This window comes from Microbacterium luteolum, assembly GCF_039533965.1.
GTDB lineage: Bacteria > Actinomycetota > Actinomycetes > Actinomycetales > Microbacteriaceae > Microbacterium > Microbacterium luteolum.
Map to the genome: position 1 here is coordinate 715,170 of NZ_BAAAUN010000001.1, position 18,501 is coordinate 733,670.

The 18,501-nt window shown below is 68.6% G+C and carries 19 protein-coding genes and 1 tRNA gene; 6 read left to right on the top strand and 14 right to left on the bottom strand.

Features of this window, described 5'->3' with window-relative positions:
* Nucleotides 1-68 precede the first annotated feature (68 nt).
* Together ABD648_RS03525 and ABD648_RS03530 are read right to left on the bottom strand one after the other, a co-directional pair.
* Nucleotides 69-563: a hypothetical protein gene (locus ABD648_RS03525; RefSeq protein WP_282217323.1), complete on the bottom strand. Its 495-nt coding sequence runs from the start codon at nt 561-563 to the stop codon at nt 69-71.
* Nucleotides 564-572: 9 nt separating this feature from the next.
* Complete coding sequence (locus ABD648_RS03530) at nt 573-1,895, bottom strand: MFS transporter (protein ID WP_282217497.1); 1,323 nt, start codon at nt 1,893-1,895, stop codon at nt 573-575.
* Between the two features lie 108 nt (nt 1,896-2,003).
* On the opposite strand from ABD648_RS03530, the gene ABD648_RS03535 reads away from it, so the two are divergent.
* Nucleotides 2,004-2,813: a hypothetical protein gene (locus ABD648_RS03535; protein ID WP_282217324.1), complete on the top strand. Its 810-nt coding sequence runs from the start codon at nt 2,004-2,006 to the stop codon at nt 2,811-2,813.
* Nucleotides 2,814-2,819: 6 nt separating this feature from the next.
* Here the strand turns inward: ABD648_RS03535 and ABD648_RS03540 are convergent, their stop codons facing one another.
* From ABD648_RS03540 to ABD648_RS03550, 3 genes are all read right to left on the bottom strand, one after another.
* The gene (locus tag ABD648_RS03540; RefSeq protein WP_282217325.1) at nt 2,820-3,815 is read right to left on the bottom strand and encodes an SDR family oxidoreductase; all 996 of its coding nucleotides are present in this window, start codon (nt 3,813-3,815) and stop codon (nt 2,820-2,822) included.
* Between the two features lie 82 nt (nt 3,816-3,897).
* Nucleotides 3,898-3,969: transfer RNA gene (locus ABD648_RS03545), tRNA-Gln, on the bottom strand.
* A gap of 106 nt (nt 3,970-4,075) precedes the next feature.
* A complete protein-coding gene (locus tag ABD648_RS03550; RefSeq protein WP_282217498.1) occupies nt 4,076-4,627 on the bottom strand; it encodes a CGNR zinc finger domain-containing protein in 552 nt (183 codons plus the stop codon).
* 133 nt (nt 4,628-4,760) lie between these two features.
* Here ABD648_RS03550 and ABD648_RS03555 point away from each other — a divergent pair, with 133 nt between their 5' ends.
* Both ABD648_RS03555 and ABD648_RS03560 read left to right on the top strand, forming a co-directional pair.
* Nucleotides 4,761-5,207 (top strand): VOC family protein, encoded by a 447-nt coding sequence (locus ABD648_RS03555; RefSeq protein WP_282217326.1) that lies wholly within the window; start codon nt 4,761-4,763, stop codon nt 5,205-5,207.
* 20 nt (nt 5,208-5,227) lie between these two features.
* On the top strand, nt 5,228-5,473 hold the full coding sequence (locus ABD648_RS03560) for a hypothetical protein (RefSeq protein ID WP_282217327.1): 246 nt from the start codon (nt 5,228-5,230) through the stop codon (nt 5,471-5,473).
* Here the strand turns inward: ABD648_RS03560 and gltX are convergent.
* Entirely contained in the window at nt 5,429-6,934 is a 1,506-nt protein-coding gene (gltX, locus tag ABD648_RS03565) for a glutamate--tRNA ligase (RefSeq protein ID WP_282217328.1), read from the bottom strand. The genes ABD648_RS03560 and gltX overlap by 45 nt on opposite strands.
* A gap of 173 nt (nt 6,935-7,107) precedes the next feature.
* Here gltX and ABD648_RS03570 point away from each other — a divergent pair, with 173 nt between their 5' ends.
* Entirely contained in the window at nt 7,108-8,352 is a 1,245-nt protein-coding gene (locus ABD648_RS03570; RefSeq protein ID WP_282217329.1) for an acyl-CoA dehydrogenase family protein, read from the top strand.
* 12 nt (nt 8,353-8,364) lie between these two features.
* Here the strand turns inward: ABD648_RS03570 and ABD648_RS03575 are convergent, their stop codons facing one another.
* The 5 genes from ABD648_RS03575 to ABD648_RS03595 all read right to left on the bottom strand — a co-directional run bounded on the left by ABD648_RS03575 (nt 8,365) and on the right by ABD648_RS03595 (nt 14,241).
* A complete protein-coding gene (locus tag ABD648_RS03575; protein WP_282217330.1) occupies nt 8,365-9,624 on the bottom strand; it encodes an MFS transporter in 1,260 nt (419 codons plus the stop codon).
* Nucleotides 9,621-10,397 carry a fumarylacetoacetate hydrolase family protein gene (locus ABD648_RS03580; protein WP_282217331.1) on the bottom strand — a complete coding sequence of 259 codons (777 nt, stop codon included), beginning with the start codon at nt 10,395-10,397 and terminating at the stop codon, nt 9,621-9,623. The genes ABD648_RS03575 and ABD648_RS03580 overlap by 4 nt, the downstream gene beginning before the upstream one ends.
* Before the next feature lie 28 nt (nt 10,398-10,425).
* Nucleotides 10,426-11,526, bottom strand: a complete 1,101-nt coding sequence (locus ABD648_RS03585) for a branched-chain amino acid aminotransferase (RefSeq protein WP_282217332.1) — start codon at nt 11,524-11,526, stop codon at nt 10,426-10,428.
* A 61-nt stretch (nt 11,527-11,587) separates the two neighbouring features.
* Nucleotides 11,588-12,631, bottom strand: a complete 1,044-nt coding sequence (locus ABD648_RS03590) for a 3-isopropylmalate dehydrogenase (RefSeq protein ID WP_282217333.1) — start codon at nt 12,629-12,631, stop codon at nt 11,588-11,590.
* A gap of 74 nt (nt 12,632-12,705) precedes the next feature.
* Entirely contained in the window at nt 12,706-14,241 is a 1,536-nt protein-coding gene (locus ABD648_RS03595) for an MFS transporter (protein WP_282217334.1), read from the bottom strand.
* Nucleotides 14,242-14,304: 63 nt separating this feature from the next.
* Between ABD648_RS03595 and ABD648_RS03600 the strand changes: the two genes are divergently transcribed.
* A complete protein-coding gene (locus ABD648_RS03600) occupies nt 14,305-14,847 on the top strand; it encodes a TetR/AcrR family transcriptional regulator (RefSeq protein ID WP_282217335.1) in 543 nt (180 codons plus the stop codon).
* 68 nt (nt 14,848-14,915) lie between these two features.
* Here the strand turns inward: ABD648_RS03600 and serA are convergent, their stop codons facing one another.
* From serA to ABD648_RS03615, 3 genes are all read right to left on the bottom strand, one after another.
* Nucleotides 14,916-16,520 (bottom strand): phosphoglycerate dehydrogenase, encoded by a 1,605-nt coding sequence (gene serA / locus ABD648_RS03605; RefSeq protein ID WP_282217336.1) that lies wholly within the window; start codon nt 16,518-16,520, stop codon nt 14,916-14,918.
* A gap of 158 nt (nt 16,521-16,678) precedes the next feature.
* Nucleotides 16,679-17,011 (bottom strand): hypothetical protein, encoded by a 333-nt coding sequence (locus ABD648_RS03610; protein ID WP_282217337.1) that lies wholly within the window; start codon nt 17,009-17,011, stop codon nt 16,679-16,681.
* A gap of 7 nt (nt 17,012-17,018) precedes the next feature.
* The gene (locus ABD648_RS03615) at nt 17,019-17,471 is read right to left on the bottom strand and encodes a hypothetical protein (RefSeq protein WP_282217338.1); all 453 of its coding nucleotides are present in this window, start codon (nt 17,469-17,471) and stop codon (nt 17,019-17,021) included.
* A gap of 80 nt (nt 17,472-17,551) precedes the next feature.
* Between ABD648_RS03615 and ABD648_RS03620 the strand changes: the two genes are divergently transcribed.
* The gene (locus ABD648_RS03620; RefSeq protein WP_282217339.1) at nt 17,552-18,490 is read left to right on the top strand and encodes a hypothetical protein; all 939 of its coding nucleotides are present in this window, start codon (nt 17,552-17,554) and stop codon (nt 18,488-18,490) included.
* The last annotated feature ends 11 nt before the right edge of the window (nt 18,491-18,501 follow it).

Genomic DNA, 18,501 nt, shown 5'->3' on the forward strand with positions numbered 1-18,501 from the left:
GTTCTCGGATCGAGGATGTCGCGCTTCTCCCGACGGTGAAAGGGAGTGGCGTCGCCTGCTCCTCCGTGCTATCGATCGTCGGCGCGAGGTACGGCGAAGGTGCTGCGCATATGGTCGCTCGTGAGGAAATCCGCGATGCCGATCATGATCAGGCTGAAGACGATCTGCTCGGACACCATCCACAGCGGATACAGGCCGGGGATCGCCGCCATCACGAGCGTGATGACGGGGAAGATCTGCGCGAACAGCCGCAGCCGCCGATACGCCCAACGCCACCCGCGCTGTGCCCGCCAGGCGAAGTAGAACAACGTGGCGGTCATCGCGAGCACGACGAGTGTCCGCATCCAGACGGCGAAGGAGACCGACTCCCCGTCGACGGCCAGCAGCAGCGCGACGGCAACGGCTCCGACACCGATCACGAGCTCTACGACGAGGAGCCAGAGGATCCAGGTGAAGGCTCGCACGGTCTTGGGGTGCGTGCGGTCGGCCTCGCTGATCGCGACGCCGGCCTGCCGTCCGCCGGCGATCCGGTCGAGACGGAGAAAGAGGGATTCCAGAGCCATGGCTGGAGCCTATGGGCTTCGACGCTCGGCGGCCTCGTCCGTTCGATGGATGCCGGACGCGCCCGCCGTCCCGATATCCGGTGTGCCTTCGGTTCCGACGGACGAGAGCCCGTTGGCCTCGGGCATGATGACCCGTTCCAGCACCAGTGCCAGCAGACCGACGGCGAGACCACCCGCCACCATCAGACCGATGAACCAGACGTCCAGGCCTTCGCCCAGCATCACCCCGGCGACGAGCGGCCCCAGGATCGCGCCTCCTTGGAACGCAGCCGAGTTGATCGCGTTGTATCGGCCGCGCGTGCGGTCGGAGGCGAGGTCGTTGTAGATCGCCGGGACCGTCGGCTGCAGCATCGTCTCACCGAAGGCGAAGACCCCCATGAAGGCGATGACGCCGATCGCGGCGGTGATGGTCCCTGGGAGGAATCCGGTAGCCCCCAGCAGCACCCAGGAGAGCGCCCAGATGAGCGCCATGACCTGCATGACCCGCGTGCGCCTCTTTCCGGAGATGAGTCGGAGGACCGTGAACTGCAAGAGCACGATCACCGCGGTGTTCACCGCGAAGGCGAGGCCGACGACCTGCGTCGACACCTCGGCGACCTGGCGCGCGAACGCGGGGAACCCGGCCTCCATCTGCCCGTAGCCGATGAAGACCGACAGGAAGGTCAGCAGAGTCAGCCACAGGACGGCGGGACGTCGCAGGATCTCGCGGTAGCCGCCGACCGCCGGGGCGTCGTCATCGGCATCGGACTGCGTGCGCACCCGGCGGAGAGGCCCGAGCAGCAGCGCGAGCGGGATCAGGCTCGTCGCGGCATCGATCAGGAAGATCGTCGTGAACGTGGTGGGATCGTGCACGTCGACGAAGAACCCGCCGATCACACCGCCGACGCCGATGCCGAGATTCACGAGAGCGAAGTTGACGCCGAAGTACTGCTGGCGCACCTCGCCGTCGACCACGGTCGCGATGAGCGCGTTGAACCCCGGCCAGGAGACGCCGAAGTTCACGCCGATCAGCACGACGGCGACCGCCACGACCGCGGGGTGCGTCGCGAACGCGAGCAGCGCGCAGCCCGCGATCATGCTGAGGAGTCCCGCGATCAGCACCCGCCTGGCACCGTAGCGGTCGATCAGCGTGCCGCCGGGGCCCGTGACGATCAACCCCGTGATGGCGATGAGGCTCATCAGCGCTCCGGAGATCCCGAGATCGAAGCCGCGGACCTCGTGGAGGTAGATGATCGTGAACGGGAGCGTCATCCCTCGACCGAGTGTCTGGATCGCCACGGTCGACAGGAGCCAGCGCCCCTCGGTGGGCAGCGCGTTCCAGAAGGTCCTCATGCCGGTCACCCATGCATTCTTCCGGATACCTCGGACATTCATCCGTCGGAGAGCAGAACCGGTATGTCGGAGTATCAGGATTCGACCCGTTCTGAGATGATCCTGAACATGGCACTGTCTTTCGAGGATTTCCGCGCGTCCCTGTTGAGTGCGGATGGACGGCGGTTCCTCGGCATCCAACTGACGGATGCCGAGGCGCAGCAGGTGCACGACGACGCCTCATCCGCGCAGAGCTGGTACTCCTACTGGCTCACCACTCCGGCGGCCGCAGCGGCGGCACCCGCCCTGCCGGCGTACCCGCCCGTGCAGCAGGCTCCTCTCGGTGACCACGATCTGACGCGCATCCTCCCCGCCGCCCCGGGCGCATACGCGGGTGGATCTCCGTACCCCTCGGCTCTCCCGCCGACGGACACGGCTCCGCGGAAGAAGAACGTCGGACTCTGGGTCACGCTCTCGATCCTCGGCGCCCTGCTGCTGATCGCTGCAATCGTCGTCGTCTTCGCCTTCACGACCGCGCGCCACTGGACCAAGGTCGATGTGCCCGAGAAGCCCGAGACGTTCCACAGCGAGGAATTCGAGACCGGACGGTTCGACGTGGCCATGGACGCGGTCAACCCGTGCTTCGTGAACCAGGACTGGACCGACTGCATCAATGCGATGCAGGCGCAGTACGACGCGACGTGCGCCGGTGTCGAGCTGACCGAGTCGGCGACCGCCCTATGCGCGGACTACCTCTCGGCCGTCGGCGAGATGAGGGCCCTCGACGAGCCGGGGTCGTATGTGGCCACGCTCGGCGACTACGGCAGCCTCTCGCGCACCGCCGAGATCGACACCCGCCAGGTGTCCAACAACGATCAGGCGCCGGCCGTCACCCACGAGGCCGTGTGCTACCTGGGCTTCATCGGAGAGTGCGAGTAACTCCGATCAGCTCCGCGGCAGAGCGAGGATGCGCTCGAACGCCGCGTCGGCCTCTGCATCGACGATCTGCCGCGCCGGGTCGGCGTCGTACCAGGCCAGGATCTCGTCTGCGCCCTGGTCAAACGTCACGGTGGTCCGGAACTCGGGCACGAGGGCTCTGACCTTGCTGTTGTCGAAGATCATCGAGTGCGCCTTGTCGCCGAGCAGTCCGTCGCCCCACCTAGGGTGCACGGCGGCGATCGTCTCGGAGGCGACGTGCACGAGCTCGGGGTCGACGCCAGCGGCCGCGCCGATCCAGCGGTAGATCTGATCCCACGTGGGCGCGTGGTCCCCGGTCAGATGGAACACGTCGCCGACGGCGGCAGGATGACCGAGGAGCCCCACGAAGCCGACCGCGAAGTCTCGCGTGTGCGTGATCGTCCACAGGCTGGAGCCGTCGCCGTGGACCACCACCGGCTTGCCCGCGCGCATCCGGGCGATGTCGGTCCATCCCCCGAGCGTCGGCACCGAGGTCGCATCGTAGGTGTGCGAAGGGCGCACGATCGTGGCGGGGAAACCTCGTTCCCGGTAGGCCGAGACGAGCAGCTCCTCGCAGGCGATCTTGTCTCGCGAATACTGCCAGTAGGGATTGCGCAGCGGCGTGGACTCGGTGACCGGGAGGCGTGACGGCGGCGTCTGATACGCCGACGCCGAGCTGATGAACACGTGCTGCCCGGTGCGCCCCTCGAAGAGATCGACGCCCGACTGCACCTGCCCCGGCGTGAAGGACAGGAAGTCCGCCACGACGTCGAAGTCCTCTCCGGCAGCGTTCAGCGCTGCTCGGGTCGCCTCCGGATCCCTGATGTCGGCGACGATCGACCGGGCGCCGGTCGGCAGGGGGCGGATGCCGGTCGTCCCGCGATTCAGCACGGTGACGTCGTGGCCCACCTCGAGGGCGTGGGACACGCTCGCGGAGCTGATGATCCCCGTGCCGCCGATGAACAGGATCCGTTGTGGGCTCATGACGTCAGTCTGTCAGGAACACCCTGAGGAGACCACTCGCATCAACGACAAAACCCCCGCTCACGCGAGGGTTTTCATCTTGCTGGGGTACCTGGACTCGAACCAAGAATAACGGAACCAGAAACCGTCGTGTTGCCAATTACACCATACCCCAAGGGCGAAACCGGAGCCTCGCACCGAGAATCAAGCCTACCGGAGCAGGGGCAGAACGCCAAAACGCCCCACGGTCACGCACACTCGGGCGCGTCGCGCTCGAGACGTCACGCCGACGCTTCCGTGCCCGCCCGGTGGCGCGCTCGGAAGTTCGCCGCCTTCACCCGGTTTCCGCAGGTCTTCATGGCGCACCACTCACGACGATGGCCGCGAGATCGATCGAGATACACCTGGGTGCACTCGGGGCGAGCGCACTCGCGCAGCAGCGCAGCAACCTCCCCTCCGACGATCTCGACCGCCTGCCGAGCCAGGGACGACAGCCCCTGGCCGACGGTTCCCGATCGCTGCACCGCGCCGTCGAGCCGCACGCCGATCGGCATCCCCTCGGCGAAGCGGTTCACGATCTCTCTCGCAGAGCTGGGGATCGCCTCGCCTCGCCGTCGTGCGCTCACGAGGTCGTAGACGGCCTCGCGCAGGGCGATGGCCGCCTCGAGGTCGCCGGTCGCAGAGTCCGGAGCGTCGTGGACCAGCCCGGATTCCTCGAACCACGCCGTGAGCGCAGCGTCGGAGTCGAGCTTCTCCGTCGGCGACGCGTTGCGGCGCGCGCGCAGCGTTCCGACGAAGTCGAGCGCGGGGGTCCCGCAGGGGAAGGCATGCATCACGTAACCATTCTGAAGGGTGACCGCGGATTGAGCAATCCGGAATAACCAGCTTGACAAGTTACGTTGAAAGCAACAACAGCCGTAACCGCTTCAACTAGTTACGCACACCACCCACACGAACAGGCTCATCATGGAACTCACACTCGAGATCGTCGTCCTCCCCGTCTCCGACGTCGATCGCAGCAAGGCCTTCTACACCCGTCTGGGCTTCCGCCTCGACGCCGACTTCACCACCGAGCGCGGTCTGCGAGTCGTCCAGGTGACGCCTCCGGGGAAGGGCACAGCCTCGATCATCTTCGGCGAGAACCTGACGGATGCCGCTCCGGGCTCGGTGCGCGGACTGCACCTCGTCACACCCGATCTCGAAGCGGCGCGCGCCGAGCTCGTCACCGGCGGCGCGGAAGTCTCGGAGGTATGGCACGACGCCGACGGCATCTTCCACTGGGCAGGCTCCCGCAACCGTCTTCCGGGCGCGAACGCCCAGCACGACAGCTATTCGTCGTACGTCTCGTTCGACGACCCCGACGGGAACGAGTGGATCATCCAGCAGATCGTCGACCGCCTCCCCGGGCGTTGATCCCGGAAGCCGGGAACGCCATGGACGAGACGACGCGCATCCTCCAGGACCTGCTCACGCGTGCGGCCGCCGCGCACGGCGTGCACGAACAGGAGAACCTCGGTGGGGTCTATGACGAGCAGTGGCCGCAGTGGTACGCGGCCCACATGAGTGCGACCCTCGAAGACCTCGGGCTTCGCGTCCTCTCCGCCGACTCCGATGCAGCCTTGGCGGCCGAGGACTCAGCTCGCGAGGAACTCGGCGAGACCCCGCAGACGACGCAGTGACTCGTCCTTCCCGAGCAGCTCCATCGACTCGAACAGCGGCGGCGAGACCCGACGACCCGTGATCGCGACGCGCGGCGGACCGTAGGCGACGCGCGGCTTGAGTTCCAGGGTCTCGACGAGGGCGTGGGCGAGGGCATCCTGGATCTTCTCCGGGGTGAACTCGCTCACGGGCTCGAGCGCCGCGACGCACGCCTCGAGCACCTCAGGCGCATTCGCAGGCAGGCCCTTGAGCGCGTCGGCATCGTACGAGACCTCTTCGGTGAACAGGAAGCCGACCATGCCGGGCACCTCGCCGAGCAGCTGCACGCGCTCCTGCACGAGGGGCGCGACGCGGAAGGCGGTGACGAGCTGCTCGCGGGTCGGCTCGTCGAAGAGGCCGGCGGCCGCCAGGTACGGAACCGTGCGCTCGGCGAAGTCCTTCTCGTCCAGCATCCGGATGTGGTCGCCGTTGATCGACTCGGCCTTCTTCTGGTCGAAGCGGGCCGGGTTCGGGTTGACGTTCTCGACGTCGAAGGCGGCGGTGAACTCGTCCAGCGAGAAGACGTCGCGATCGTGTCCGATCGACCACCCCAGCAGGGCCAGGTAGTTGAGCAGGCCCTCGGGGATGAAGCCGCGATCACGGTGCAGGAACAGGTCGGCCTGCGGGTCGCGCTTCGAGAGCTTCTTGTTGCCGGTCTCCCCCAGCACGAGCGGCATGTGCGCGAAGCGTGGGACGAAGGTCGTGACGCCCGCGTCGATCAGCGCGGCGTAGAGCGCTAGCTGACGTGCGGTCGACGGCATCAGGTCTTCGCCGCGCAGCACATGGGTGATCCCCATCAGCGCGTCGTCGACCGGGTTCACGAACGTGTACAGCGGGATGCCGTTCGGCCGCACGACCACGAAGTCGGGGAACGACCCCGCGGGGAACGTGACCTCGCCGCGGATGAGGTCGACGTAGGTGAGATCCTCGTCGGGGACGCGCAGGCGCAGAGCCGGCTGCCGTCCCTCGGCGCGGAACGCCTCCTTCTGCGCTTCGGTGAGGTCCCGATCGAAGTTGTCGTAGCCGAGCTGCTTGGCACGACCGTTCGCCTCGTTGCGGGCGTCGATCTCCTCCGCGTTTGAGAAGCTCTCGTAGAGGGCGCCCGACGCGAGGAGCGTGTCGATGACCCCGCGGTAGATGTCGTGACGCTCGGACTGCCGGTAGGGCGCGTGCGGTCCGCCGACCTCGACGCCCTCGTCCCAGTCGATCTTGAGCCACGTCAGCGCGTCCAGCAGCTGGCGGTAGCTCTCCTCGCTGTCGCGCGCGGCATCGGTGTCTTCGATGCGGAAGACCAGCTTGCCGCCGTTGTGGCGGGCGTATGCCCAGTTGAACAGGGCGGTGCGCACCAGGCCGACATGCGGCAGGCCGGTCGGCGAGGGGCAGAAGCGGACGCGGACGTCGGCACCACGTGCAGTCGTGGTGAGGGGGTGAAGGGTAGCCATAGCCCTTCGATTCTAGTTGGCGAACCTCCGCCGTCTGTCGGCGACCCCGGAGCCCTCGGGCGACGCATCCGGTCACCCCGGGTAACAGTCGCTCACCCCGGGTAACCCACCGGCGCCGTCGTCCGGAACACTCCTATCGTTGCGGCACACGACCACCACCGGAAGGCAGAATCATGAGCATCACATCCCCCGTGACCACTGGACTCGGCAATCGCTGGCAGGACGCCGCCGCACCGCGAGACAGCGAGGAATGGCTCGACAGAGCGCAGGAGGTCGCCGACATCCTCGCGGTCGACGCCGTCGAGCGCGATCGCGCCAATGCGACGCCGCACGCCGAGGTGCAGCTGCTCAAGGACTCGGGGCTCATCACGCTGCTCGGTCCTGTCGCTCACGGCGGCGCCGGCGAGAGCTGGGACACGGCGTACAAGGTCATCCGAACCGTCGCCCGGGGCGACGGATCGATCGGACAGGTGCTCGGCTACCACTACCTCTGGGCGTGGGCGGCGCGACTGGTCGCGACCGAGGAGCAGATCACCGCGGTGGAAGAGCTCTACACGGCGAACCGCTTCGTCTTCGGCGGCGCGGTGAACCCCCGGGATTCCGACCTCGTCATCCGCGAAGACGGCGACGAACTCGTCTTCTCCGGCCGGAAGTCGTTCTCCACCGGTGGCCAGATCTCCGACCTCACGGTCCTCGAAGGCGTCGTCGAAGGGACGGAGACGCACATCTTCGCGATCGTCCCGACCGACCAGGACGGCATCGTGTTCGCCGACGACTGGGACAACCTCGGTCAGCGACTCACCGAGTCCGGATCCGTCGAGATCCGCGACGTGCGCGTGCCCTGGGGATCCGCCGCCGGGTTCGTGGACAAGGTCTTCCAGCCGCTCACGTACAACACCCTGAATGTCCCCGCGATCCAGCTCGTGTTCGCGAACTTCTACCTCGGCATCGCCCAAGGCGCTCTCGAGACGGCGTCGGCGTACACGCGCACCACCACGCGTGCGTGGCCGTACGGCGGCGGCGACAAGCAGCGCGCGACCGACGAGTGGTACCTGCGCGAGGGGTACGGGGACCTGGCCTCCAAGCTCTGGGCGGACGAGGCGCTGCTGGATGCCGTCGGCGCCGAGATCAGCGCCGTCCTCCATGCCCCGCGCGAAGAGCTCACCGCGCGCCGCCGCGGTGAGATCGCCGTGCGCATCGCGGCCGGCAAGCTGCGGATCGTCGACGACGGCCTGGAGGTCGCCACGAAGGTCTACGAGCTCACCGGCGCCCGTGCGTCGTCGAACGCCGTCGGGCTCGACATCTTCTGGCGAAACCTGCGCACGCACAGCCTGCACGACCCGATCGCGTACAAGAAGCGCGAGGTCGGCGGGTTCGTGCTGCTGGGCGAGGTGCCGGAACCGACCTGGTACACCTGAGCGCACAGGACCTCAGCGGGCCGGGGTCCGTCCGAGGGGCGAGAGCGCGACGATCGCCAGGACGAGGACGGATGCCGCGACCCCGAGCCCCGCGTACTGGAAGTTCGAGAGGACGACGCCGGCGAGCACAGAGCCGGCTGCGGCGGACAGACTCATGAGGGAGTCGCTGCGACCCTGCCGCCGCGTGCGGACCTCGGGCGCCGACGCCTCGGTGAGGAGCGCGGCACCGGCGACGGTCGCCGCGCTCCACCCGAGGCCGAGCAGGATCAGCGCCGCGATGACACCCCACTGCTCGGTCCCCGTGAAGATCGCGAAGGCCAGGGCGCCGCCGAGCAGCACCTGCCCCAGCAGCACGACACGAAGCCTTCCCCAGCGGTCGGCCAGCACACCGAAGAGCGGCGACAGCGCGTACATGCCGCCGACATGCAGCGCGATCGTGATGCCCACGAGAGCGGACACATCCGCCGGAGTGGGCGCCATCCCGTGCGCGCCGTGCGCCATGTGCGAGAGGTGCACGGGCGTCATCGCCATGACCGAAGCCATCACGACGTGCGATCCTGCGACGGCGAAGATCGCGTAGCGCGCCACGCGGGGGCGATCGGCGAACGGTGTCCCGGTCGCCGCGGCCGCCGCCTTCGCGAGTCGCTGCGCCGCCAGCAGCGGGTCGGGTCGCAGTGCGACGACGTACAGGATCAGCGCCGCGCACTGCGCGACGAAGGAGAACACGTAGGATCCGGTCTGCGGCGGCATCCCGATCGCCTGCCCGACGATCTCGCCCGGCCCCAGCAGCAGAGGCCCCGCCACTCCCCCGATGGTGGTCGACCACACCACGATCGAGAGGTCCCGACCGCGATGCTGCGGTGCCGCGAGGTCGGTCGCCGCGAACCGCGACTGCAGGTTCCCGGCGTTGCCTGCACCGATCATGAGGATCCCCGCCAGCAGCAGCGGGAACACCCGCAGCGACGCGGCCAGGATCACCACGGCGATGCCGACGAGAGCGAACAGGTTCCCGAGGGTGAGAGCGCGCCGTCGGCCGACCCGCGCGGCCAGTCGCGCCAGAGGGATGGCGCAGACCGCCGCGCCGAGGGTCACCGAGGCGGTCGCGAGACCGGAGAGGGCATCGCTGCCCGAGATGTCCGCCGCGAGCAACGCGCCCAGCGAGACGGTCGCACCGAAGGCGATGCCGCCGAGAACCTGCCCGAACGACAGGACGAGCACGGTGCGCCGCTGCACGGCGTTCTGCTCGGCCGCCGTCAGGGCGACACCGCTCATGAGGACGCTGCGGCGTTGCGTGCGCTGTTGCGCAGGATCCCCAGACCCGTGATCTCGACCTCGACGACGTCGCCGGCGCCGAACTCGCCCACGCCTGCCGGAGTGCCGGTCATGATGACGTCACCGGGAAGAAGCGTGAAGACAGCGGAGGCGTACTCGATGATCGCCGGGACCGAGTGGATCATGTCGGTGAGCGGAGCCTGCTGGCGCACCTCGCCGTTGACGCGGGTCTCGATGCTCGCGGAGGCCGGATCGAAGTCCGTCTCGATGACCGGACCGAGCGGGCAGAACGTGTCGAACCCCTTGGCACGCGACCACTGGCCGTCCTTGCGCTGCAGATCCCGCGCGGTCACGTCGTTGCCGATCGTGTAACCGAGCACATAGTCGAGCGCGTTCTCGGCCTTCACGTTCTTCGCGATCTTGCCGATCACGACCACCAGCTCGCCCTCGTACTCGGTGCGCTCGGACAGCGTCGGACGCACGATCGCGTCACCGGGGCCGATCACCGCGGTGTTCGGCTTGAGGAAGAGGAGCGGCTCCTCTGGTGCCACTCCCCCCATCTCAGCGGCGTGATCGTGATAGTTCTTGCCGACGCAGACGACCTTGGACCGCGGGATCACCGGGGCGAGGAGCGCGGCATCCGCCAGCGGCACGCGCGCACCCGTCGTCTCGTATCCCGAGAACATCGGGTCTCCGGCGAGCACGACGAGGTCGGTCCCGTCGATGATCCCGTACATGATGGCGTCGTCGTGGCTGAACCGGGCGATCTTCATGGTTCCAGCCTAGCGAGCGCGCCCGCCCTCAGGCGTCGAGGCGGAGCAGCCAGCCGTGCCGATCCTCGCGGCGACCGTACTGGATGTCGGTGAGCTCTTCGCGCAGCGACAGCGCCAGCTCGCCCAGCGGCTGCGGCTCGTCGAAGCCGTCGCCGACCAGCGCGCCGATGGGAGTCACGACCGCGGCCGTGCCGCACGCGAACACCTCGACGATGTCGCCCGATGCCACGCCCTCGCGCCACTCGTCGATCGAGATCGGACGCTTCTCCACCGTGTACCCGCGGTCCTCAGCGAGCTGCAGCAGCGAGTCGCGTGTGATGCCCTCGAGGATGCTGTCGGACTCGGGCGTGACCACGCGGCCGTCCTTGAAGACGAACACGACGTTCATGCCGCCGAGCTCCTCGACGTTGCGGTGCTCGTTCAGGAACACGACCTGATCGCAGCCCTTCGCACTGGCCTCGCTCTGCGCCAGCAGGCTCGACGCGTAGTTGCCACCCGTCTTCGCCTTGCCGGTGCCGCCCTTGCCCGCGCGGGCGTAGTCCTCGGACAGCCAAATACGCACGGGCTTCACGCCGCCGGAGAAGTAGGCGCCGGCGGGGCTCGCGATCACGTAGTACGCGACCTTCTGCGCAGCCCGGACGCCGAGGAAGGCCTCCTTGGCGAACATGAACGGCCGCAGGTACAGGCTCTGGTCGGCGCCCGACGGCACCCAGTGCCCGTCGACCGCGACGAGCTCGCGCAGCGACTGGATGAAGTACTCGGTCGGCAGCTCCGGCAGCGCCAGGCGCCGGGCGCTGGCCTGCATCCGTGCCGCGTTGCGGTCGGGGCGGAACGTGTGGATCGATCGGTCCTCATGGCGGTAGGCCTTGATGCCCTCGAAGATCTCCTGGGCGTAGTGCAGGACGGATGCCGCGGGGTCGAGCGGAATGGGTCCATACGGCTGCACGCGCGGCCGGTGCCAGCCGCCCTTGGCCGACCAGCAGATGTCGACCATGTGATCGGTGAAGACGACGCCGAACCCCGGGTTCTCGTGCACCTCGGCCACTCGTCCGGGCGAGGCTGCGGTCAGGTTCTTCGTCACCGCGAACTCCAGTGGAGCCACGGTCGACTCAGCATCGATGGTCGTCATGTCGTCATCCATTCCTCGTGGGTGGGCGCATCGTCGCGCCCTCTCAGCCTACGCCTGAAGGTCAGAGGCGCGCGGCGATCGCGGAGCCGATCTCCGCCGTCGTGCGAGCCGCGCTGCGAGCGGCGATATCGGTCTCGACCGCTGCGCTGACGCGTGCGGATTCTTCGGCGAGACCGAGGTGATCGAGCAGCAGGGCGACAGAGAGGATCGCGGCCGTCGGGTCGGCCTTCTGCTGTCCTGCGATGTCCGGTGCCGAACCGTGCACGGGCTCGAACATCGAGGGGAAGGCACCGTCGGGGTTGATGTTCCCGGATGCCGCGAGGCCGATGCCGCCCGTGACGGCGCCGGCGAGATCGGTGAGGATGTCGCCGAACAGATTGTCGGTGACGATGACGTCGAACCGCGAAGGGTCTGTCACCAGGAAGATCGTCGCAGCGTCGACGTGCAGGTAGTCGACGGACACGTCGGGGTGGGCCGCAGCGACCTCGTCGACGACGCGCTGCCAGATCGCGCCCGCGTGCACGAGCACATTCGTCTTGTGCACCAGGGTGACCTTCTTGCGGCGCCGCTCGGCCAGATCGAAGGCGTAGCGCACGACACGCTCGACACCGAAAGCCGTGTTCACCGAGGTCTCATTGGCGACCTCCTGCGGCGTGCCCTTGCGGATCGCGCCGCCGTTGCCGACGTACGGGCCCTCGGTGCCTTCGCGGACGACGACGAAGTCGATCTCGCCCGGGTTCGACAGCGGGCCGGGTGCGCCCGTGAAGAGCTTCGACGGCCGCAGGTTCACGTAGTGGTCGAGCGTGAAGCGGAGCTTGAGGAGCAGCCCTCGCTCGATGTTCGCGTCCTTGAGCCGCGGGTCTCCCGGCGTGCCGCCGACGGCGCCGAGGAGGATGGCGTCGTGCGCGGCGATGGCCGCGAGGTCGTCGTCGGTGAGCGTGTCGCCGGTCTCGAGGAAGCGAGCGGCCCCGAGCGAGAAGCGGGTCTTGTCGAAGACCACGTCGCTCTGCGCGGTGACCGCCTCGAGGACCTTCTCGGCCTCGGCGACGACCTCGGGACCGATACCGTCGCCGGGGATGACGGCCAGCTTCACGACACGCGACATGACACTCCTTGCACCGGGATGAACCGGTCGCGCTCCTTCGCTCGTCGAGCGGACCGGTCATCCCAGCGTAGTGCTCAGTGCGAGGGGGCCTTGCGCAGTGTGACGGCCGCGATCGCGCCCGCCACGACGACGAGACCCGCGCCGATCAGGGACGTCACCATCACGCCGGAACCGAACGCCGACGCGGCGGCGTTCCAGAGGGCATCTCCGAGCGTCGTCGGCAGTTCCCGCGCGGCGGTGTAGGCACCGGCGAGGGTCTCGCGCGCGGCGTGCGCCACCTCTGCGGGCAGCCCGTCCGGCAGCACGAGCGCTCCGCGATAGAAGGCCGTGATGATGCCGCCGAGGATCGCCGTGCCGAGCACGGCCCCGAGTTCGTAGGCCGTCTCGGACACCGCGCTCGCGGCTCCGGCCTTCTCGGCCGGGGCGCTCGACAGGATCAGCTCGTTCGAGATCGTCTCCGCGGCGCCGATGCCGATGCCGAGCACGACGAAGGCGATGATCAGCGGCGCGACGCCGTGCGCGTGCGTCGTGAACGCGACGATCAGGTAGCCGGCCACCGAGAACAGCAGGGCGCTCGGCACCAGCACATGCGGCGGGACGCGACGCGAGATCGGCACGACCGTGAGGCCGGCCACGATCATCGCCGCCATGCCGGGCACCAGCGCGACGCCGGCCAGCATCGGCGACAGGCCGAGCACCAGCTGCAGATGCTGGGAGACGAAGTAGAGGAAGCCGACCAGGGCGACGACGCTGAGCAGGTTCACGAGGATGGCCCCAGAGAACGTGCCGCGCCGGAACAGCGCCATGTCGAGCATGGGCATCGTCGCACGGTTCTGTCGACGGACGAACAGCACACCCATCGCGATGCCGAGAAGCGCCCATCCTCCGGCGACGAGCGACGGCCCGTCGACCGCAAGCGACTTGATCGCGTAGACGACGGGGATCATCGCGGCCATCGACAGCACGATGCTGACGGGGTCGATCCGCCCCGGGTTCGGGTCGCGGCTCTCCGGGACCAGGAGAGGCCCGAGGATCAGCAGCGGGATGAGGACGGGCACGGCGATGAGGAAGACCGAGCCCCACGCGAAGTGCTCGAGCAGGAACCCGCCGACGATCGGCCCGAGCGCCGCACCGGCGGAGAACGCCGAGGCCCAGACCGCGATGGCCATGCGGCGCTGGTCGCGGTTCTGGAAGATCGAGCGCAGCAGCGAGAGGGTCGACGGCATGAGCATCGCGCCGAAGAAGCCGAGCAGCGCTCGCGCGGCGATCAGAAGTCCCGCGGTGGGGGCGAAGGCGGCCAACGCCGAGACGGCGGCGAAGCCGACGGCACCGATCAGAAGCATGCGACGGCGGCCGAAGCGGTCGCCGAGGGTGCCCATCGTGACGAGGAGACCGGCGAGCACCAGAGGATAGACGTCGATGATCCACAGCTGCTCGGCACCGGAGGGCGCGAGCGCGATGGAGATCTCGGGGAGCGCGAAGCTCAGCACCGTGTTGTCCACCGAGACGAGCAGCACCGGCAGCATGAGGACGACGAGCGCCGCCCAGCCCCGGGCCCCGACGCGGGGAGCATCCGTCTCTGTCGTCGGGATCGACGCAGTACGGGTCATGGAACACCTCTCAGGATCTTGGCGGCCTCGTTAGTGAACCGTCCAGCTGGTATAGTAACAGATATGCCCCGACCTCCCCTCGCCCGCGAGAAGGTGCTCGACGCCTTCGAGTCCATCGTCATCGCCGACGGCGAGCGTGCGGCGACGCTCGACGCCACGGCCAGAGCCGCCGGCGTCTCCAAGGGCGGGCTGCTCTACCACTTCGGATCGAAGGAAGAGCTCGCAGCCGGCCTCCTGGAGCGGCTCGACTCGCTGACCACCGCAGACCTCGAGGTCATGGCGACAGCCGCGGAGGGGCCGGTCGCCTACTACATCCGCACATCGGTGATGGAGGATGACGCGCTCGATCGCGCCCTGATCGCCGCGTCCCGTCTCGCTCAGGGCGGCTCGGTCGCCGCAGCGGAGGGCCTCCGCGACAACCGCCGCCGCTGGGAGGACGCGATCCGTCCGCATGTCCGCGACCGGACCAGCCTCGATCTCGTGATGCTGCTCAGCGACGGCCTCTACTTCAACAACTCGCTCGACGTGCACGGGCCCGAGCGCCTCGTCCCCCATGACGAGGAGCTCGCGGCACTGATCGCCCTCGTCCTGAAGACCACCTCGTAGGCACCGCGCCGCCGAACGTGAGAAGGGCGGAGAGGCTCTCGCCTCTCCGCCCTTCTCCTACCCCGTGTTCAGACCTCGGTGATCTCGATCTGGCGGAACAGGTCGGCGTCGATGGCGGCGCTCACGTCTTCCAGCAGCTCCTCCGAGACCGGCGAGTCGAGCGTCAGGACGCTGAGTGCCTGCGCGCCGGCCGCCTGACGAGCGATCTGCATGCCGGCGATGTTGATGCCCGCCTCGCCGAACTTCTGGCCGTACACCGCGACGATGCCGGGACGGTCGGTGTAGAGCATGACGACGTGGTGCTTCTCGATCGGCAGCTCGAGCGTGTGGTCGTTGATCCCGACCAGCTTCTCGGCCTGCTTCGGGCCGGTGAGCGTTCCGGAGACCGAGAGCTGCGAGCCGTCGGAGAGCGCCCCCGTGAGGGTGATCACGTTGCGGTACTCGTCGCTCACGTCGTCCTTGAGCAGACGCACCGCGATGCCGCGCTGCTCCGCGAGCAGCGGGGCGTTCACATAGGAGACGGTCTCGCTCACGATGTTGGTGAAGACGCCCTTGAGCGCGGCGAGCTTGAGCACGCTCACGTCGTAGTCGTTGAGCTCGCCGTGCACCTCGACGTCGAGGCTGGTGAGCGGCGAGGTCGCGAGCGAGGCGAAGATCTGGCCGAGCTTCTCGACGAGCGAGATACCGGGGCGGACGTAGGGGTCGATGACGCCGCCGGCGACGTTGACGGCATCCGGCACGAGGTCTCCGCCGAGCGCGAGGCGCACGGACTTCGCGACCGAGACGCCGGCCTTCTCCTGCGCTTCTTCCGTGCTCGCACCCAGGTGCGGGGTGACGACGACGTTCGGCAGGTCGAGCAGCGGTCGCGCCGAGCCCCCCTCGGCGGGCGGCTCGGACGTGAAGACGTCGAGTCCGGCACCGGCGATCTCGCCGGCGACGAGCGCCTCGTGCAGCGCCTCCTCGTCGATCAGGCCGCCACGCGCGACGTTCACGACGAACGCGGTCGGCTTCATCGCGGCGAACTGCTCCGCGCCGATCATGCCGGTGGTCTCCGGCGTCTTCGGCATGTGGATCGTGAGGAAGTCGGCCTCGGCGACGAGCTCGTCGAGCGAGAGCAGCTGCACGCCGAGCTGCTGCGCACGGGCGGAGGTGACGTAGGGGTCGTAGGCGACGACGCGCATGTCGAAGGCGGCGAGGCGCGCGGCGACGAGCGCCCCGATGCGGCCGAGGCCGACGATGCCCACAGTCTTCTCGAACAGCTCGGCCCCGGTGAAGGAGCTGCGCTTCCACTGTCCGGCGGCGAGCGACGCGTGCGCGGCCGGAATGCGGCGGGCGAGGCTGAGGATGTGCCCGACCGTGAGCTCGGCGGCCGAGACGATGTTCGAGGTGGGCGCGTTCACGACCATGACACCGGCTGCCGTCGCGGCCTTGATGTCGACGTTGTCGAGTCCGACGCCGGCACGGGCGACGACCTTCAGCTTCGGCGCGTGCGCCAGAGCCTCTTCGTCGATGCGGGTGGCCGAGCGGATGAGGACCGCGTCCGCCTCGGCCAGCGAGGCGAAGAGCGCCTCGCGGTCGGTGCCATCGACGTCACGGACGTCGAAGTCGGGGCCCAGAGCCTCGATCGTGGCGGGAGAGAGCACTTCGGCGATGAGCACAACGGGCTTCGGCACAGAGAATCCTTCGGGGCAGCGCGACAGGCGGGAGGGGCCGATGCGCCGCACACCATGGGGGCGCGATCACCTCAACTGTACCCGAGCGGTCGCGGCGCTCGGTGCGTGTGACGGCCCGCGTCGGACCGCGCTCCGGCTTCGAACGCGGGAACAGACGCTCAGGCGCTGGGAAGGGTCAGGCTCAATGCGATCAGGCTCATCCAGAAGACGGCGACGATCCCGAGACCGGCCAGCAGCGCGAGAGCCAGCTCGCCCACGCGACGCCGCCGGCCGATGAGGAACGCGAACACGAAGACGATGACGGGGAACACCACCCCGAACAGCAGCGTGATCCAGCCCGTTCCGGTCAGACCGGTGCGCGCCATGTTGATCAGATGCGCGACCGCGTTCCAGACCGCGTAGGCGTAGAGGAGGCCGGCGAAGCCGAGGACGACTCCGACGAGCCAGCGCGGGGATCCGGCCGAGACGGGTGTGCTCTGCGCGTCGGTCATGATCCGATCACCCCACCGTGACGAAGGGCCAGGGAACGAGGAGCACGACGCCGGCCAGCAGGAAGGCGATCCGGACCCAGGCCGCTCTCCCCCGTGTCAGCACCCAGGTCGCGAGGAACCAGAGCGCCGGGGCGGCGATGGCGAGCACGAACCACGGCAGGAACATCGCATCGTCGACCAGGAAGGAGGCGAGCGGCTTGAGCCGCAGTCCGCCGACGACCCACCCGATCGTGTAGAGCAGGTAGACGCCGCCGACGACACCCAGGACGAGGAGCATCGCGGTACTCAGCCCCGCGCGCTCCGTCTCCCCCGCCGGCGTGACGGATCCGTCCTCCTCGATCCTGCCTACGTCGGCGCTGCCCTTCCCGACGGCATTCCACCCCTGCGGCAGCGCCGGGTCTTTCGGGGTCCGCGCGTCGTCGCCCTCCCAGCTGAGGGCGTCGTCGGAATCGGAGGTCATGTCCCCAGAGTAGGACACGCGGTCCACTATGCTCGGGGGCATCGGGCCGCGGAGGCCTTCGGCAGGGGGAAAGGACCGCTGTGGCTGAGAAGAAGAAGGTCGATCGCGCGGAGCAGGCGCCGACGAATGCCAGCGCTGCGGAGCCGCCCGCGGGCTGGGTGCCGACGGCTGCCGCCAAGCAGAAGGCGACGACATTCCGCTGGATCGCCGCGGTCCTCTGGGCAGTCGCGATCGCCGGCGAGGCGGTCGGCATCTTCTGGCTCCTCCGTCAGCGCGTCTTCGTCGGCGAGGACGGCACGCTCGTGCGCGACCCCGACACCGGCCTCCTCCAGGAGCAGGGCGTCACGGCGCAGTTCCCGCAGTGGGCTTTCATCGCGCTCCTCGTGCTCCTCGTCGTCATCGCCGCACTGTCGATCACCGGGTCGGTGCTCTGGAAGAAGGCGAATCGCCTGGACCCTGCGCGCAAGTCCGAGACGGTCAGATTCTTCGTCCAGAACCAGCTCGGAGCGATCATCGCCATCGTGGCGTTCCTCCCGCTCATCATCCTGATCTTCCTGAACAAGGACATGGACAAGGGGCAGAAGACGACCGCGGGCATCGTCGGCATCGCTCTCGCGGCGCTCGCGGTCGTCCTGGGCATCGACTTCAACCCGCCGTCGGTCGAGCAGTACACCGCCGATCAGTCCGCGGTGATCCAGCTTCTCGGCCAGGACGAGGTCGTCTGGGTCGACGGCGGTGCCGTGTACCACGTCTGCGATCAGGTCTCCGCGATCCAGACGGGCAGCGAGATCCGCACCGGCACGACGGCCGAGGCCGTCGAGGCCGGCAAGATCCGCCTCACGCTCCAGTTCGCCTCCGAGCTGCGCGCCTGCGACCTGGCCGTGCCCGAGAACGCCGACGAGATCACCGAGGCGCTCCGCGCCATCCAGGCGGGCCAGGTCGACACGCTTCTGCCCGCGCCGGTCTGGGCGGATCCGGCCGATGCCCCGATCCAGGTCGAGGAGGCGCCGGCCGAGTGACGGCCGGCTGA

Bases quoted from the DNA above. Each gene is read 5' to 3' on its own strand.
- ABD648_RS03525 (WP_282217323.1), bottom strand. From the start codon at position 563: ATGGCTCTGGAATCCCTCTTTCTCCGTCTCGACCGGATCGCCGGCGGA.
- ABD648_RS03530 (WP_282217497.1), bottom strand. From the start codon at position 1,895: ATGAGGACCTTCTGGAACGCGCTGCCCACCGAGGGGCGCTGGCTCCTG.
- ABD648_RS03535 (WP_282217324.1), top strand. From the start codon at position 2,004: ATGGCACTGTCTTTCGAGGATTTCCGCGCGTCCCTGTTGAGTGCGGAT.
- ABD648_RS03540 (WP_282217325.1), bottom strand. From the start codon at position 3,815: ATGAGCCCACAACGGATCCTGTTCATCGGCGGCACGGGGATCATCAGC.
- ABD648_RS03550 (WP_282217498.1), bottom strand. From the start codon at position 4,627: ATGCATGCCTTCCCCTGCGGGACCCCCGCGCTCGACTTCGTCGGAACG.
- ABD648_RS03555 (WP_282217326.1), top strand. From the start codon at position 4,761: ATGGAACTCACACTCGAGATCGTCGTCCTCCCCGTCTCCGACGTCGAT.
- ABD648_RS03560 (WP_282217327.1), top strand. From the start codon at position 5,228: ATGGACGAGACGACGCGCATCCTCCAGGACCTGCTCACGCGTGCGGCC.
- gltX (WP_282217328.1), bottom strand. From the start codon at position 6,934: ATGGCTACCCTTCACCCCCTCACCACGACTGCACGTGGTGCCGACGTC.
- ABD648_RS03570 (WP_282217329.1), top strand. From the start codon at position 7,108: ATGAGCATCACATCCCCCGTGACCACTGGACTCGGCAATCGCTGGCAG.
- ABD648_RS03575 (WP_282217330.1), bottom strand. From the start codon at position 9,624: ATGAGCGGTGTCGCCCTGACGGCGGCCGAGCAGAACGCCGTGCAGCGG.
- ABD648_RS03580 (WP_282217331.1), bottom strand. From the start codon at position 10,397: ATGAAGATCGCCCGGTTCAGCCACGACGACGCCATCATGTACGGGATC.
- ABD648_RS03585 (WP_282217332.1), bottom strand. From the start codon at position 11,526: ATGACGACCATCGATGCTGAGTCGACCGTGGCTCCACTGGAGTTCGCG.
- ABD648_RS03590 (WP_282217333.1), bottom strand. From the start codon at position 12,631: ATGTCGCGTGTCGTGAAGCTGGCCGTCATCCCCGGCGACGGTATCGGT.
- ABD648_RS03595 (WP_282217334.1), bottom strand. From the start codon at position 14,241: ATGACCCGTACTGCGTCGATCCCGACGACAGAGACGGATGCTCCCCGC.
- ABD648_RS03600 (WP_282217335.1), top strand. From the start codon at position 14,305: ATGCCCCGACCTCCCCTCGCCCGCGAGAAGGTGCTCGACGCCTTCGAG.
- ABD648_RS03610 (WP_282217337.1), bottom strand. From the start codon at position 17,011: ATGACCGACGCGCAGAGCACACCCGTCTCGGCCGGATCCCCGCGCTGG.
- ABD648_RS03615 (WP_282217338.1), bottom strand. From the start codon at position 17,471: ATGACCTCCGATTCCGACGACGCCCTCAGCTGGGAGGGCGACGACGCG.